Origin of the sequence: Citrobacter sp. Cu233 (assembly GCF_030332225.1) — a bacterium.
Lineage (GTDB): Bacteria > Pseudomonadota > Gammaproteobacteria > Enterobacterales > Enterobacteriaceae > Citrobacter.
The window spans coordinates 279,472-293,615 of the sequence record NZ_JAOWIF010000031.1 but is presented as its reverse complement, the minus strand read 5'-3'; the positions used below and the strand labels follow the sequence as shown (position 1 = coordinate 293,615).

Genomic DNA, 14,144 nt, shown 5'->3' with positions numbered 1-14,144 from the left:
ATGAGAGGGATGGATTGAGTTTGCCATAAAAAAGCCCCAACAGTCTGGGGCTAAATCACGATCAGGTATTTCTTATAACGACCACATTCCCATTGGGTTGCTTGGTCACGGAAATCTGTTCCAGACTGGTCAACGAAAAGTCGACCTCATCCAGACGCGGCGTGTCCGACGGCGCGTTGACCGCGATCACATGACATCCGGCAGCCAGGCCAGAGAGCACTCCAGCGGGCGCATCTTCAACCACTGCACACTCCTGCGGTGCAAGACCTAGCAGTTGAGCACCTAACAGATATGCATCTGGCTCAGGTTTGCCTCTCTTTACCCGTTCAGCAGTGACAAACACTTCAGGTGCGGGAAGGCCTGCAACACGATGGCGTGCCCGCGCAACGGGCATCGACCCCGAGGTCACAATCGCCCATGGAATGCCCGCTTTATTGAGATGGTTGAGTAAATCAATCGCCCCCGGCAGCGCGACGATCCCAGCGGTTTCCGTGGCCTCTATTTGCTCCAGGCGCGTAAACTCCGCAGCGATCTCCGCCTCTGACTTGCCCACCATAAAGTGTCGCAGAGAGGTAATAGCCTGCTTGCCGTGAATAAAGCCCAGCACCTCGGCGTGATCGAGACCAAAACGATCGGCCCAATTGCACCATGCTCGTTCTACTGCGGGTAAGGAATCGACCAGCGTCCCATCCAGATCAAACAGAAAGCCTTTGCACTGCACGCTCGCCCCCTCAGGCATTAATGATTTGGTTAATTTCATTCGCGCTCAGGTGATACTGACGCGGGCAGGAGTGCCAGACATTCAGCATACGCTGATATTTTTCCCACATTGGGGTCTGAGCGTTGAAGCCATGTGTACCGGCATCAAAATGGGTATAACGGCCTTCCACGTTCACCATAAAACGAACGTACCCGAGGAAACGGGCTTCCGTTGCGGCATCAAAGCCAAGGAACGTCACGCGGCGTTCATCAATAGCCTGTGCATCTTTAAGATTAGTCCAGGACACGTGTAATGCGTGATACATCTCCATAATATCGATAATCGTACGACAGGTTTCTTCCGTCAGCTCACCAAACTCACGATCCAGCTCGCGCATCTGCAAGCCGTAACCGCGTTCAATAATCGTCTGCAAACGACGATAACGCTCGGCGTTGGTCGGATCGAGCATGGTCATCATTTTGTACTGGTTCGACAAAATAAGACGTTGAGCGTTGGTCATTTCCATTTGGGACTCCTGTATCACTACTACTGCGATGAAAAAAAAAGAAGGCAACTTGTGCCTTCTTTTATATGCGTAATCAGGGGTCAATTACAAATCATCGAGGAAAGTTTTATCCAGTTGTTTGAAGGCGCGCTTAAGCGTGTCAGCCAACGCCTGATAATCCGGCTTCCCTTCAACCGGCGACAACGCCTGTCCGGCTTCTTGTAATTTCCCCCGAACTTCGTAGAACCAGTTGAGAATCGAAGGCGGCAGTGGTGTAACGGAACGTTTACCCAGCCACCACATGCCCTGCATTGGCAGGCTCAGCGCAAACAGCGCCGTTGCCACAGCCGGTCCCAACTGACCACCTAACGCAATTTGCCAGCATAACGTAAAGACAGCGATAGGTGGCATAAAGCGAATCGCATATCGTGTCATGCGGATCACGCGATTCTCAACAAACACAGGCGCCAGGCGCTTTTCCATTGGCCACGTCTTTGCGTAGTGCTGTCCCCGGCGAAACAAGCTAAAAAAATTGACGGAGCGATTATCCGGTGTCGACATGGCGGTTACCTCAACTTCACATATAAAAATTAAAAAATTTGTGCAAAACAACAACTATAAGGGACATCGTTCAAAACATTTTGTCTTCGATACCCACAATCAGGTATCCTGTGTCGGCCTGTAAGGCCTTTAGTCCAAAATCATTGAGTCGTCAAATTGGCATACAGTATGCCATTGGCTGAAAAATACGCAAAATGACATAGACTCAAAGGTATTTATTCCATCGTGCCCAAAAAGACCATGGCGCATGATGTTAATCATAAACGTCGGTGTCATCATGCGCTACGCTCTATGACTCCCTGACGTTTTTTTAGCCACGTATCATAAATAGGTACTTCCATGTCGAGTAAGTTAGTACTGGTTCTGAACTGCGGTAGCTCCTCACTGAAATTTGCCATCATCGATGCAGTAAACGGTGAAGAATACCTCTCTGGTTTAGCCGAATGTTTCCATCTCCCAGGAGCACGTATCAAGTGGAAAATGGACGGCGGTAAACAAGAAGCGGCTTTAGGTGCAGGCGCCGCTCACAGTGAAGCGCTGAACTTTATCGTTAACACTATTCTGGCACAAAAACCAGAATTGTCCGCGCAATTGACTGCAATTGGTCACCGTATCGTACACGGCGGTGAAAAGTATACCAGCTCCGTGGTTATCGACGATTCCGTTATCCAGGGCATCAAAGATTCCGCTTCTTTCGCACCGCTGCACAACCCGGCTCACCTGATCGGTATCGCAGAAGCGCTGAAATCCTTCCCAAGCCTGAAAGACAAAAACGTGGCTGTGTTCGACACCGCGTTCCATCAGACTATGCCGGAAGAATCTTACCTCTACGCTCTGCCGTACAGCCTGTACAAAGAGCATGGCGTTCGTCGTTACGGCGCGCACGGTACCAGCCACTTCTTCGTGACTCAGGAAGCGGCAAAAATGCTGAACAAACCGGTTGATGAACTGAACATCATCACTTGCCACCTGGGCAACGGCGGTTCTGTTTCTGCAATCCGTAATGGTAAATGTGTTGATACCTCCATGGGTCTGACCCCGCTGGAAGGTCTGGTGATGGGTACACGTTCCGGTGACATCGACCCGGCGATTATCTTCCACCTGCACGACACCCTGGGCATGAGCGTTGACCAGATCAACAAAATGCTGACTAAAGAGTCTGGCCTGCTGGGTCTGACCGAAGTCACCAGCGACTGCCGTTATGTTGAAGACAACTACACCACCAAAGAAGACGCTAAACGTGCAATGGACGTTTACTGCCACCGTCTGGCGAAATACATCGGTTCCTACACCGCGCTGATGGATGGTCGTCTGGATGCGGTTGTCTTCACCGGTGGCATCGGTGAAAACGCAGCGATGGTTCGTGAACTGTCTCTGGGCAAACTGGGCGTTCTGGGCTTCGAAGTTGACCACGAACGTAACCTGGCCGCACGTTTCGGCAAATCTGGTTTCATCAACAAAGAAGGTACCCGTCCTGCGGTGGTTATCCCAACCAACGAAGAACTGGTTATCGCGCAAGACGCGAGCCGTCTGACTGCCTGATTTCACACCGCCAGCCTAGCTGGCGGTGCTGTTTTGTAACCCGTCGAAACCGACGGTAACGAAAGAGGATAAACCGTGTCCCGTATTATTATGCTGATCCCTACCGGAACCAGCGTCGGCCTGACCAGTGTCAGCCTTGGCGTGATCCGTGCTATGGAACGCAAAGGCGTTCGTCTGAGCGTCTTTAAGCCAATCGCTCAGCCTCGTGCCGGTGGCGATGCACCAGACCAGACTACCAGCATCGTGCGTGCTAACTCCTCTCTGCCAGCCGCTGAGCCGCTGAAGATGAGCCATGTTGAATCTCTGCTGTCCAGCAATCAGAAAGATGTGCTGATGGAAGAGATTATCGCGAACTACCACGCGAACACCAAAGATGCTGAAGTTGTACTGGTTGAAGGCCTGGTCCCAACCCGCAAACATCAGTTCGCTCAGTCTCTGAACTACGAAATTGCAAAAACGCTGAACGCGGAAATCGTCTTCGTGATGTCTCAGGGCACCGATACTCCGGAACAGCTGAACGAGCGTATTGAACTGACTCGCAGCAGCTTCGGCGGCGCGAAAAATACCAACATCACCGGCGTTATCGTTAACAAACTGAACGCACCGGTTGATGAGCAGGGCCGTACCCGCCCGGATCTGTCCGAGATTTTCGACGACTCTTCCAAAGCGAAAGTGATCAAAGTTGATCCGGCTAAACTGCAAGAATCCAGCCCGCTGCCAGTACTGGGCGCGGTGCCGTGGAGCTTCGATCTGATCGCAACTCGTGCAATCGATATGGCGCGTCACCTGAACGCCACCATCGTCAACGAAGGCGATATCAATACCCGTCGCGTGAAGTCTGTAACGTTCTGCGCACGCAGCATTCCGCACATGCTCGAGCACTTCCGTGCAGGTTCCCTGCTGGTAACGTCGGCCGATCGTCCTGACGTGCTGGTTGCAGCATGCCTGGCGGCAATGAACGGCGTAGAAATCGGCGCCCTGCTGCTGACTGGCGGCTACGAAATGGACGCGCGCATCAACAAACTGTGCGAACGTGCATTCGAAACGGGCCTGCCGGTATTCATGGTGAACACCAACACCTGGCAGACCTCTCTGAGCCTGCAGAGCTTCAACCTGGAAGTGCCGGTTGACGATCACGAGCGCATCGAGAAAGTTCAGGAATACGTTGCAAACTACATCAACGCTGACTGGATTGAATCTCTGACCGCGACCTCTGAGCGCAGCCGTCGTCTGTCTCCGCCAGCGTTCCGTTATCAGCTGACCGAACTGGCGCGTAAAGCCGGTAAACGTGTTGTTCTGCCAGAAGGTGACGAACCGCGTACCGTTAAAGCAGCGGCTATCTGTGCTGAACGTGGGATCGCAACCTGCGTACTGCTGGGTAACCCGGATGAAATCACCCGTGTTGCCGCGTCTCAGGGCGTTGAACTGGGCGCTGGCGTAGAAATCGTTGACCCGGATGTGGTTCGCGAAAGCTACGTTGCTCGCCTGGTCGAACTGCGTAAAAACAAGGGCATGACCGAAACCGTTGCCCGCGAACAGCTGGAAGACAACGTGGTTCTCGGTACTCTGATGCTGGAACAAGACGATGTTGACGGCCTGGTTTCCGGTGCTGTTCACACCACTGCGAACACCATTCGTCCACCGCTGCAGTTGATTAAAACTGCGCCGGGTAGCTCTCTGGTGTCTTCCGTGTTCTTCATGCTGCTGCCGGATCAGGTTTACGTTTACGGCGACTGCGCGATCAACCCGGATCCGACCGCAGAGCAGCTGGCAGAAATCGCCATTCAGTCTGCGGACTCCGCGATTGCCTTCGGTATCGAACCGCGCGTAGCAATGCTCTCCTACTCCACCGGCACATCTGGTGCAGGTAGCGACGTAGAGAAAGTTCGCGAAGCGACCCGTCTGGCTCAGGAAAAACGCCCTGACCTGATGATCGACGGCCCGCTGCAGTACGACGCCGCCGTTATGGCTGATGTAGCAAAATCCAAAGCGCCGAACTCGCCGGTTGCAGGTCGCGCTACCGTGTTCATCTTCCCGGATCTGAACACCGGTAACACCACCTACAAAGCGGTACAGCGTTCTGCTGACCTGATCTCCATCGGGCCAATGCTGCAGGGTATGCGCAAGCCGGTGAACGACCTGTCTCGTGGCGCGCTGGTAGACGATATCGTCTACACCATCGCTCTGACTGCGATCCAGTCTTCCCAGCAGCAGTAATCTGCTGTGTACGCCGGATGGTGACTTAAACGCGTCCTGCTACCTACATAGCGTGATTCTTGAAACCGGAAATAGCTGATATTTCCGGTTTTTTTATGCCCGTCCCTTTCATTAACAAATTCTGGAAAATTTGCTTAACTGCGCTGCATCAATGAATAACTATTCTCCTGTTTGCATACTTAGCCTCTTTGCTTTGCAACAGGGATAGTCCTTTATGTCTGCAGTAACAGAATCACAACCCGCGAAAAAATGGGCCATGCCCGACACACTGGTCATTATTTTTTCGTCGCCATTTTAACCAGCCTGGCAACCTGGGTCGTTCCTGTCGGAATGTTCGACAGCCAGGAAGTACAGTAGCTGGTTGATGGACAAACCAAAACACGTAAAGTGGTCGATCCCCACTCTTTTCGTATTCTGACCAACGATGCGGGTGATTGGTGGTGCATTCGGCATCGTAATGCGCACAGGAACCGGGTGATCTGGTTGGGGTAAACCGCCAGGTCACCGTGTTGGCCTTTCAGTTTGGTGACAGCTTCAGTCATATTATCTACCCAACCTCTGCGTCGCTGATGGCGACATTAGGCGTGTGCCGGGTGGACTTCCGTAACTGGTTGAAGGTGGGCACCACGCTGCTGGGCCTGCTGTTTATTATGTCCAGCGTAGTGGTCATTGGTGCGCAAATGATGGGCTACCATTAAACAACAAGGCCGGATAATGCACATCAGCGGCTTATCCGGCCTACAACGAGTCCCGATCCGTCATCCAGGATCGGCGGCGCTAAGTTTACTCAGCTTCTTCCTGCTTTTCGGCCTTCGCACTTTCATTCTTGGCATTGCGTGTCATCCACAGCGCCAGTGCTTTCAGTGAGTCCGGTGTAAATTCATCACAGCGCGCGGTAATTTCTTCCGGCGTCAGCCAGCACACTTCACTAATCTCTTCTTCCTGCAGCGCAAACGGTCCGTGAGAAACGCAGCTAAACAGCCCGCCCCAGACGCGACAGTTCTGGTCTTCAAAATAAAACTGACCGTGCTCGGCAAACGGGACACCGGCAATGCCCAATTCTTCTTCCGCTTCACGACGCGCCGAGTCCAGAAGCTGCTCATCAGCCTGAACAACACCACCCGCGGTAGCATCCAGCATACCGGGCATAAAGTCCTTTGTCTCAGTGCGACGTTGAACCAGAATTTTACCCATACCATCGTGGACAACGATATACGTTGCACGGTGGCGCAAGCATTGTGCCCGCATTTGTTCCCGGCTGGATTGTGCGATGACTTCATTGTCTTCATTCACAATATCCACCCATTCAGTACTTGCCAAACGACGCTGTTCCACCATCAGGAAACCTTCTTTTTTCTAGCGCTCTTACGGCGCGTTTACGTTTGTGGGGTAAATTACGGATTAATCTCGACCTGCGCAATAATACTTTGATCATTGAGTGCCATCACGCTGAGAACATTATCATCCAGAATCCCGTAGCTTGCCGTAAATCCCCCTTTCGGGATACTTACCGAACCTGGGTTAAACTGGTAGATATCCCCACGTCGCTCTGCCACCGGCAGATGCGTATGCCCGTAAACCAGCACATCGCCGGCGTTGAGCGGTGGTAAGTTATCCGGACCAAAAAGATGTCCGTGCGTCAGAAAGAGTCGCTGGCTGTCAGTCAGAATTTGCTGCCACGGCGCGGTTATTGGAAAATGCAGGAGCATCTGATCCACTTCGCTGTCGCAATTACCACGCACTGCAATTATTCGCGACGCCTGCTCATTCAAACGCTCGGCGACCTGTGCTGGCGCGTAGCCCTCTGGCAGAGCATTACGCGGCCCATGGTTCAATACATCGCCCAGTATCACCAGCCATTGCGCGCCGCTTTGGGTAAACCGTTCAAGTACGCATTCCGTAGCCGGCAACGAACCATGAATGTCCGATGCGAACATCAGTTTCATCACTCACCCCTCGTTGAAAAATACCTTTCAATGATACTGGATTACGCCCCTACTTTCAGCAGGAACGCTTCGCTGAAAGCGCGATAAAACGTTGTACCGAAGCGCGCTGCCACTGGAAGGTGGCATACTCCGCAAGCTGTTCTGGTACATCATCGCCATTCAGAACCAATCGATTAAGCATTAGCGCTAAATCGCTGTCTGCGATACACCATTCACCAAACAAATTCTGCTTACCGTGCACCAGTAAACTGCCCGCCGTGGCAAACAACTTTTCCGCACTGGCCCTTCCTGCTCCCGTCAACGGACCTTTCTTCACGCCACCAAAAACCACATCCGTCGAACGCTCTTCCCGGATAGGCATCAGATCGCTACGGAGCCAGGCCTGAACCTGGCGGGCACGAGCCCTTTTTTGTAGATCGTGCGGATAAATGCGCTCCCATTGCGGCGGAGCGAAACGCTCTTCCAGGAACTCGGCAATCGCCGAAGATTCACTCAGTTCAAAACCGTCAATGTCCAGAACCGGTACACGACGCGTCAGCGCATACCCTTGCCATGAAGGTTGCAAGTGTTCACCACTATTGAGGTCGACAGTTTTCAGCGTAAAAGGCAGCCCTTTCTCTTGCAGAGCGACATAAACAGACAGCACATAAGGGGAGAAAAAGTTGGCATCTGACCACAGCGTAATTGCAGGTTTGCTCATAATGTCCTCTGAAGTGTATTGGCTTGCTTTCAAAATATAGAGTCTTTCTCTCGCTGTCACTTGATGAAAACTCACGCACGTCAGCAGCTTCTATACTTGTAGTGACCCGGTTCATGACAAAACGGACGCTGAAAATGATCGACCTCTACTACACTCCATCGCCAAACGGGCACAAAATCACACTGTTTCTCGAAGAGGCACAGTTAAAATACCGTCTGATTCATGTAGATATCAGCAGAGGCAGCCAGTTTCGCCCTGACTTTTTGCTGATTTCACCAAATAATAAAATCCCGGCCATTATCGACAGCGCACCGGAAGATGGTGGAAAACCAATTAGCCTGTTTGAGTCTGGCGAGATTTTACTCTACCTGGCGGAAAAGAGCGGTAAGCTACTCAGCGGCGAATTACGCGAGCGCCACACCACGCTGCAGTGGCTCTTCTGGCAGGTTAGCGGACTTGGGCCAATGCTCGGACAACATCATCACTTCAGCCACTTCGCACCGCAGACTATCCCCTACGCCATTGAACGGTATCAGGTGGAAACCCAGCGACTGTACAACGTCATGAATAAACGCCTGGAAATATCACCCTGGCTGGGGGGCGATCATTACAGCATTGCCGACATTGCCTGCTGGCCGTGGATTAATCTCCACCAGCGCCAGCGTATCGACCTTGACAACTATCCGGCGGTCAATAACTGGTACGAACGTATCCGTACTCGTCCCGCAACAGAACGGGCGATGCAGCAAGCGCTGAGCGAGAAAAGTTAACGCGATTCGGTTCTCGTGTATCATGAAAAGGTTCATACATGGAGGAAACCTGCAATGTCACAACCTGACGCAATTATTCGTATAAAAAACCTTCGTCTGCGCACTTTTATCGGCATTAAAGAAGAAGAGATTCTGAACCGACAGGATATCGTCATCAATATTGCCATCCACTATCCAGCAGACAAAGCCCGGACCAGTGAAGATATCAACGACGCGCTGAATTATCGCACCATCACCAAGAGTATCATTTCGCACGTTGAGAGTAACCGCTTCTCATTGTTGGAAAAATTAACGCAAGATGTGCTCGATATCGCACGCGAACATCACTGGGTCACTTATGCTGAAGTGGAGATCGATAAACTTCACGCATTGCGTTACGCCGACTCCGTTTCCATGACATTGAGCTGGCAGCGCTAAACGTAACCCGGGAGGCGACATGCAGATTCTGATTACCGGCGGTACTGGCCTGATTGGACGTCATTTGATCCCCCGCCTGCTGGAACTGGGGCATCAGATTACCGTAGTGACACGTACTCCTGATAAGGCTCGTCAGATTCTGGACTCCCGGGTCACGCTATGGAAAGGGCTGGAAGAGCAGCAAAACCTCGATGGCATTGATGCTGTCATCAATCTTGCCGGAGAGCCTATCGCTGACAAGCGCTGGAGCGCTGAGCAAAAAGAACGTTTGTGCCAAAGTCGCTGGGGGATCACGCAGAAGCTGGTTACGTTAATCCACGCCAGCAGTACGCCACCATCCGTACTCATCTCCGGTTCCGCAACGGGATATTACGGCGATCTGGGTGAAGTCGTGGTGACGGAAGAAGAACCGCCGCATAATGAATTCACCCATAAGTTGTGCGCCCAGTGGGAACAGATCGCCAGTGCTGCGCAAAACGACAGAACGCGCGTATGTTTGCTGCGTACTGGCGTTGTATTGGCCTCTACGGGCGGGATCCTCGCAAAGATGGTCCCACCGTTTCGTCTGGGGCTTGGCGGTCCTATCGGCAATGGACGTCAATACCTGGCCTGGATCCATGTTGACGATATGGTCAACGGGATTATCTGGCTGCTGGATAACGATTTGCGCGGTCCCTTCAACATGGTTTCGCCGTACCCGGTTCGCAATGAACAGTTTGCCCATGCGCTGGGTCATGCCCTAAACCGCCCGGCGATCCTGCGCGTTCCGGCGGCCGCCATGCGGCTGCTGATGGGCGAATCCTCGGTACTGGTCCTCGGGGGGCAGCGCGCGTTGCCCAAGCGACTGGAGGCGGCCGGTTTTGCGTTTCGTTGGTACGATTTGGAAGAAGCGCTGGCCGATGTCATCCGATAATGTCTGATATCCCTTCACTGTTGCCATTGTGGTGGTATGGTTAAAAAACCGAATACCACAATGGCGACGTTATGGCGATAATATCAACACCCCGACTTACCCTCTCTTCGTACCAACTCGCTGACTGGCCTTTTTTCCAGCGGCTACGGGAAAATCCTGACGTCATGCGTTTCATGGGTGATATTGCCCCAACCAAAGATACTCGCCTGCTCTTCGCCAGACGCCTTTCCGCTCGACATACATTTGTTATCCGGGAGCACAACAACACGGCGCAACTGGGCGATATTGGCTTACAGATAAGCCATCTTTATCCTCAGGAAGCTGATATTGGCTATGCCATCACGCCGCGGGCGCAAGGGAAAGGTATAGCCAGTGAAGCCGTACGTGCAGTGTGTGATTATGCCTTTCAACAGGCTGGCGTAACGGCGATAAATGCCTATGTATTAGCCGGGAATACCGGGTCGATACGCATTCTGGAAAAAACAGGATTTATACGCACTCAGGTGCTCGAAAAAGCCTATGAAGTGAACGGCATAGCGCATGACGACTGGGTTTATCGTCTGGAGTACAGCGCGTTAAAGCGGTAGACCCGGAAAGCGTAGTGCCTCCGGGCAACTCAATTACTTCAGTGATCCTTTAAGGAACTGCTGTAAACGCGGGCTTTGTGGGTTCCCGAACACCTGCTCCGGATTACCCTCTTCTTCGATTTTTCCCTGATGCAGGAAAATAACGTGTGAGGAAACGTGGCGGGCAAACCCCATTTCATGCGTCACAACCACCATTGTTTTCCCCTCTTCGGCCAGTTGTTGCATTATACGCAACACTTCACCGACCAACTCCGGATCAAGCGCCGAGGTTGGCTCATCAAACAGCAGAACCTCGGGCTCCATCGCCAGCGCACGCGCAATGGAGACACGCTGCTGCTGACCGCCGGACAGATGCACCGGGTATTTCCCCTGCGCGCGCTCATCAATACCGACTTTGGCCAGATACTTTACCGCACGCTCGCGGGCTTCATGCTTGCTCAGCCCCAGCACCTGAATCGGTGCTTCCATGACGTTTTCCAGCACCGTCATATGGCTCCACAAGTTGAAGTGCTGAAAGACCATGGTCAGTCGCGTACGTAACAGACGCAGCTGATTTTTATCTGCAACCTTCAACTGACCGTCTTTGTCGCGCACCAGGCCAATATTCTGACCGCTAACCACAATCGTTCCGGCGCTCGGTTTTTCCAGAAAGTTAATGCAGCGCAGGAAGGTACTTTTACCAGAACCTGACGAACCAATAATGCTAATAACATCACCCGCATTGGCCTGCAGCGATACCCCTTTCAGCACTTCATGTTCGCCGTAGTGCTTATGTAAATCGATAACGTTTAATTTATTTTCAGACATCGTGTTACTCGAATCATTTAGAGGATACATGCTGCAACCAGCGTTTTTCCGCTTTACGGAACAGGCTAATCAGGACATACGAAATCATCAAATACAGTACAGCGGCAATACCGAATGCGGTAAATGGCTGGTAGGTTGCCGAGTTGATGTCACGGGCGATTTTCAACAAATCCGGCACCGTCGCGGTAAACGCCAGCGCCGTGGAATGCAGCATTAAAATGACTTCGTTGCTGTATGCCGGTAACGCAATACGCAGTGCAGAAGGCAAGATAATGCAGCGATACAGTTTAAAGGAAGAGAAACCGTAAGCCCGTGCGGCTTCAATCTCGCCATGTGGTACGGAACGGATGGCCCCGGCAAAAATCTCCGTAGTGTAGGCACAGGTGTTAAGCGTCAATGCCAGTACGGTACAGTTAAGTCCGCTGCGGAAAAACGCGTTGAGGAAATCTGTCCCTTTCACAATCTCCAGCGTATACATACCGGAATAAAACACCAACAGCTGAACATACAGCGGCGTTCCACGAAAAATATAGGTGAACAACCAGATAGGAAACTGGATAAATTTATTGCTTGATACGCGACCAATCGCCAAAAACAGTGCCAGAATTCCGCCCATCACCACCGATGAGATCAGCAACCACAATGTGATCGCCACGCCGGTAAAGCGATAGCCGTCAGTCCACAACAGGGATTTCCAGTACTCCTGAATAATTTCAATCACAGGTCAGCCCTCTTCACACCCACGGAGTAGCGGCGCTCAAGGTACAGCAGCACACCATTAGACACGGTGGTAAACACCAGATAGATGGCCCCACACACCACAGCAAAATAGAACGGCTCCCAGGTACTTTTTCCGGCAAGCTGAGTGGCTTTCACCACATCTTCAAGTCCAAGCAGTGACACCAGCGCCGTGGCCTTCAGAATAACCTGCCAGTTGTTGCCAATCCCCGGCAAGGCAAAGCGCATCATTGCCGGAAACATAATGCGGCGAAAAATTTGCGAACGGGTAAAACCGAATGCCGTCGCCGCTTCAATATGACCTTTTGGTACAGCCATAAACGCGCCACGGAAGGTTTCAGTAAAATAGGCTCCGTAGATAAATCCAAGCGTAATAATCCCTGCGACCATCGGATCGATATCAATCTGACTGATACCCACTGCGTCGGTAATCGTATTCAGCGCGATTTGTAATCCGTAGAAAATGAGCAGCATTAAGACGAGATCGGGAACCCCGCGGATAAGCGTGGTGTACCCTTCGAAAATAAGCTCCATTGCCCGGTTTTGCGAAAGCTTCGCTGCCGCGCCAACAAGGCCTATCATGACCGCCAGCACTACCGAGCTGAGAGCCAGCTCCAGCGTAACAATCGCGCCCTGTAAAATAACACCTGAAAAGCCATACAACATGCTGCCTGTCCTGTCGTGTGTGGTGGAGTAATAAGCCTCTTTTGATTTCAGACTAACCGTTAAATGCCGGATGGCGGCTTTGCCTTATCCGGCCTACAAAATCACCGTAGGCCTGATAAGCGCAGCGCCATCAGGCATAAATTCAACGCGTCAAAAATCTACGGGCTTTATCAGCACCTGCGGTGATTAGCCGCCGTAAACATCAAAATCGAAATACTTTTTCGCCAGCTTCTCGTAAGTACCGTCAGCACGCATCTCTGCAAATGCTTTATTCAGTGCTTCGCGCAGTTCATTATCGTCTTTACGCAGCCCCATACCGGTACCAACGCCGAACAGTTTCTCGTCTTTCACTGACGGGCCGCCAAATTTGTAATCTTTACCTACTGGCTGCTTCAGGAAGCCTTCGCTGGCCGCGACTTCATCCTGGAATGCGGCATCAATACGCCCGGCAGTCAGGTCAGAATAGATATTGTCTTGCCCCTGATAGGAGACAATTTCAATGCCTTTTGGCGCCCAGTGTTCGTTACCGAACGTTTCCTGAGTCGTGCCCTGCAGCACACCGACACGTTTACCTTTCAGAGACTCAATGGTCGGCTGAATAGCGGAATCTTTAGCAACCACCAGACGAGAGTCTGCTGCATAAAGCTTGTCGGTAAAGGCAATCTCTTGCTGACGTTTTTCAGTAATGGAAAGCGACGACATGATGGCATCGATCTTCTTCGCTTTTAACGAAGGGATCAGCGCATCCAGCGGGTTTTCCACGAAGGTACATTGTGTATTGATGCGTTTGCAGAGCTCTTTAGCCAGATCGATATCAAAACCGACCAATTCACCCTGCGCATTTTTCGATTCGAACGGTGCATAAGTAGGATCTGTACCGATACGAATTTTTTGCGGGATGGCTGCAAATGCTGCGGTAGCACTGGAGAAAGCCAGAACCAGAGAAAGAGACAACACCAGTTTTTTCATAACTATCCTCAACAGACTGTCTTTTATAGGGGATCTTTACAGGACCAGGTGCAGTTATCGTGCCATTAATCAGGCCGACAAGGCAAAGCATTCTACCTTGTTAGCG

At 51.8% G+C, this 14,144-nt stretch carries 16 protein-coding genes and 1 pseudogene; 7 read left to right on the top strand and 10 right to left on the bottom strand.

Features of this window, described 5'->3' with window-relative positions; translation table 11 throughout:
- Positions 1 to 61: 61 nt before the first annotated feature.
- The 3 genes from OGX95_RS07865 to yfbV form a co-directional block, all read right to left on the bottom strand.
- On the bottom strand, positions 62 to 739 hold the full coding sequence (locus OGX95_RS07865) for a sugar phosphatase (protein ID WP_286629314.1): 678 nt from the start codon (positions 737 to 739) through the stop codon (positions 62 to 64).
- A complete protein-coding gene (locus OGX95_RS07860) occupies positions 732 to 1,226 on the bottom strand; it encodes a YfbU family protein (RefSeq protein ID WP_003028086.1) in 495 nt (164 codons plus the stop codon). The genes OGX95_RS07865 and OGX95_RS07860 overlap by 8 nt, the downstream gene beginning before the upstream one ends.
- Before the next feature lie 84 nt (positions 1,227 to 1,310).
- A complete protein-coding gene (gene yfbV, locus OGX95_RS07855) occupies positions 1,311 to 1,766 on the bottom strand; it encodes a terminus macrodomain insulation protein YfbV (RefSeq protein WP_003028087.1) in 456 nt (151 codons plus the stop codon).
- A gap of 339 nt (positions 1,767 to 2,105) precedes the next feature.
- Between yfbV and ackA the strand changes: the two genes are divergently transcribed.
- The 3 genes and pseudogenes from ackA to OGX95_RS23000 all read left to right on the top strand — a co-directional run.
- Positions 2,106 to 3,308: an acetate kinase gene (gene ackA / locus OGX95_RS07850; protein WP_286629040.1), complete on the top strand. Its 1,203-nt coding sequence runs from the start codon at positions 2,106 to 2,108 to the stop codon at positions 3,306 to 3,308.
- Between the two features lie 75 nt (positions 3,309 to 3,383).
- Complete coding sequence (gene pta, locus OGX95_RS07845) at positions 3,384 to 5,525, top strand: phosphate acetyltransferase (protein ID WP_137384163.1); 2,142 nt, start codon at positions 3,384 to 3,386, stop codon at positions 5,523 to 5,525.
- A 473-nt stretch (positions 5,526 to 5,998) separates the two neighbouring features.
- A pseudogene (locus OGX95_RS23000) lies at positions 5,999 to 6,223 on the top strand (putative basic amino acid antiporter YfcC); the annotation flags it as partial.
- Between the two features lie 85 nt (positions 6,224 to 6,308).
- On the opposite strand, the gene yfcD reads toward OGX95_RS23000, so the two are convergent.
- Genes yfcD through yfcF form a run of 3 tightly spaced genes read right to left on the bottom strand, consistent with a single transcriptional unit; the run spans position 6,309 to position 8,171 of the window.
- Entirely contained in the window at positions 6,309 to 6,863 is a 555-nt protein-coding gene (gene yfcD, locus OGX95_RS07835; protein ID WP_137384165.1) for an NUDIX hydrolase YfcD, read from the bottom strand.
- A gap of 56 nt (positions 6,864 to 6,919) precedes the next feature.
- Entirely contained in the window at positions 6,920 to 7,471 is a 552-nt protein-coding gene (gene yfcE / locus OGX95_RS07830; protein ID WP_271440250.1) for a phosphodiesterase, read from the bottom strand.
- Between the two features lie 55 nt (positions 7,472 to 7,526).
- Positions 7,527 to 8,171, bottom strand: a complete 645-nt coding sequence (gene yfcF, locus OGX95_RS07825) for a glutathione transferase (protein ID WP_286629039.1) — start codon at positions 8,169 to 8,171, stop codon at positions 7,527 to 7,529.
- 134 nt (positions 8,172 to 8,305) lie between these two features.
- Here yfcF and yfcG point away from each other — a divergent pair, with 134 nt between their 5' ends.
- The 4 genes from yfcG (at position 8,306) to OGX95_RS07805 (ending at position 10,858) form a co-directional block, all read left to right on the top strand.
- Positions 8,306 to 8,941 carry a GSH-dependent disulfide bond oxidoreductase gene (gene yfcG / locus OGX95_RS07820; RefSeq protein ID WP_286629313.1) on the top strand — a complete coding sequence of 212 codons (636 nt, stop codon included), beginning with the start codon at positions 8,306 to 8,308 and terminating at the stop codon, positions 8,939 to 8,941.
- Positions 8,942 to 8,995: 54 nt separating this feature from the next.
- Positions 8,996 to 9,358: a dihydroneopterin triphosphate 2'-epimerase gene (gene folX, locus OGX95_RS07815; RefSeq protein ID WP_005129505.1), complete on the top strand. Its 363-nt coding sequence runs from the start codon at positions 8,996 to 8,998 to the stop codon at positions 9,356 to 9,358.
- 19 nt (positions 9,359 to 9,377) lie between these two features.
- Positions 9,378 to 10,271, top strand: a complete 894-nt coding sequence (locus OGX95_RS07810; RefSeq protein ID WP_286629038.1) for a TIGR01777 family oxidoreductase — start codon at positions 9,378 to 9,380, stop codon at positions 10,269 to 10,271.
- Positions 10,272 to 10,342: 71 nt separating this feature from the next.
- The gene (locus tag OGX95_RS07805) at positions 10,343 to 10,858 is read left to right on the top strand and encodes a GNAT family N-acetyltransferase (RefSeq protein ID WP_286629037.1); all 516 of its coding nucleotides are present in this window, start codon (positions 10,343 to 10,345) and stop codon (positions 10,856 to 10,858) included.
- Positions 10,859 to 10,891: 33 nt separating this feature from the next.
- Here the strand turns inward: OGX95_RS07805 and hisP are convergent, their stop codons facing one another.
- From hisP to hisJ, 4 genes are all read right to left on the bottom strand, one after another.
- Positions 10,892 to 11,665: a histidine ABC transporter ATP-binding protein HisP gene (gene hisP, locus OGX95_RS07800; RefSeq protein ID WP_005129511.1), complete on the bottom strand. Its 774-nt coding sequence runs from the start codon at positions 11,663 to 11,665 to the stop codon at positions 10,892 to 10,894.
- A 13-nt stretch (positions 11,666 to 11,678) separates the two neighbouring features.
- A complete protein-coding gene (hisM, locus tag OGX95_RS07795; RefSeq protein ID WP_271440245.1) occupies positions 11,679 to 12,386 on the bottom strand; it encodes a histidine ABC transporter permease HisM in 708 nt (235 codons plus the stop codon).
- Positions 12,383 to 13,069 (bottom strand): histidine ABC transporter permease HisQ, encoded by a 687-nt coding sequence (locus OGX95_RS07790; RefSeq protein WP_286629036.1) that lies wholly within the window; start codon positions 13,067 to 13,069, stop codon positions 12,383 to 12,385. Before OGX95_RS07790 ends, hisM begins: the two co-directional genes overlap by 4 nt.
- Before the next feature lie 186 nt (positions 13,070 to 13,255).
- Complete coding sequence (hisJ, locus tag OGX95_RS07785) at positions 13,256 to 14,038, bottom strand: histidine ABC transporter substrate-binding protein HisJ (RefSeq protein WP_003028120.1); 783 nt, start codon at positions 14,036 to 14,038, stop codon at positions 13,256 to 13,258.
- Positions 14,039 to 14,144: the final 106 nt, after the last annotated feature.

Bases quoted from the DNA above. Each gene is read 5' to 3' on its own strand.
- yfcD (WP_137384165.1), bottom strand. From the start codon at position 6,863: ATGGTGGAACAGCGTCGTTTGGCAAGTACTGAATGGGTGGATATTGTG.
- yfcE (WP_271440250.1), bottom strand. From the start codon at position 7,471: ATGAAACTGATGTTCGCATCGGACATTCATGGTTCGTTGCCGGCTACG.
- hisP (WP_005129511.1), bottom strand. From the start codon at position 11,665: ATGTCTGAAAATAAATTAAACGTTATCGATTTACATAAGCACTACGGC.
- OGX95_RS07790 (WP_286629036.1), bottom strand. From the start codon at position 13,069: ATGTTGTATGGCTTTTCAGGTGTTATTTTACAGGGCGCGATTGTTACG.
- hisJ (WP_003028120.1), bottom strand. From the start codon at position 14,038: ATGAAAAAACTGGTGTTGTCTCTTTCTCTGGTTCTGGCTTTCTCCAGT.
- ackA (WP_286629040.1), top strand. From the start codon at position 2,106: ATGTCGAGTAAGTTAGTACTGGTTCTGAACTGCGGTAGCTCCTCACTG.
- yfbV (WP_003028087.1), bottom strand. From the start codon at position 1,766: ATGTCGACACCGGATAATCGCTCCGTCAATTTTTTTAGCTTGTTTCGC.
- OGX95_RS07810 (WP_286629038.1), top strand. From the start codon at position 9,378: ATGCAGATTCTGATTACCGGCGGTACTGGCCTGATTGGACGTCATTTG.
- folX (WP_005129505.1), top strand. From the start codon at position 8,996: ATGTCACAACCTGACGCAATTATTCGTATAAAAAACCTTCGTCTGCGC.
- OGX95_RS07865 (WP_286629314.1), bottom strand. From the start codon at position 739: ATGCCTGAGGGGGCGAGCGTGCAGTGCAAAGGCTTTCTGTTTGATCTG.
- OGX95_RS07805 (WP_286629037.1), top strand. From the start codon at position 10,343: ATGGCGATAATATCAACACCCCGACTTACCCTCTCTTCGTACCAACTC.
- OGX95_RS07860 (WP_003028086.1), bottom strand. From the start codon at position 1,226: ATGGAAATGACCAACGCTCAACGTCTTATTTTGTCGAACCAGTACAAA.
- yfcF (WP_286629039.1), bottom strand. From the start codon at position 8,171: ATGAGCAAACCTGCAATTACGCTGTGGTCAGATGCCAACTTTTTCTCC.
- yfcG (WP_286629313.1), top strand. From the start codon at position 8,306: ATGATCGACCTCTACTACACTCCATCGCCAAACGGGCACAAAATCACA.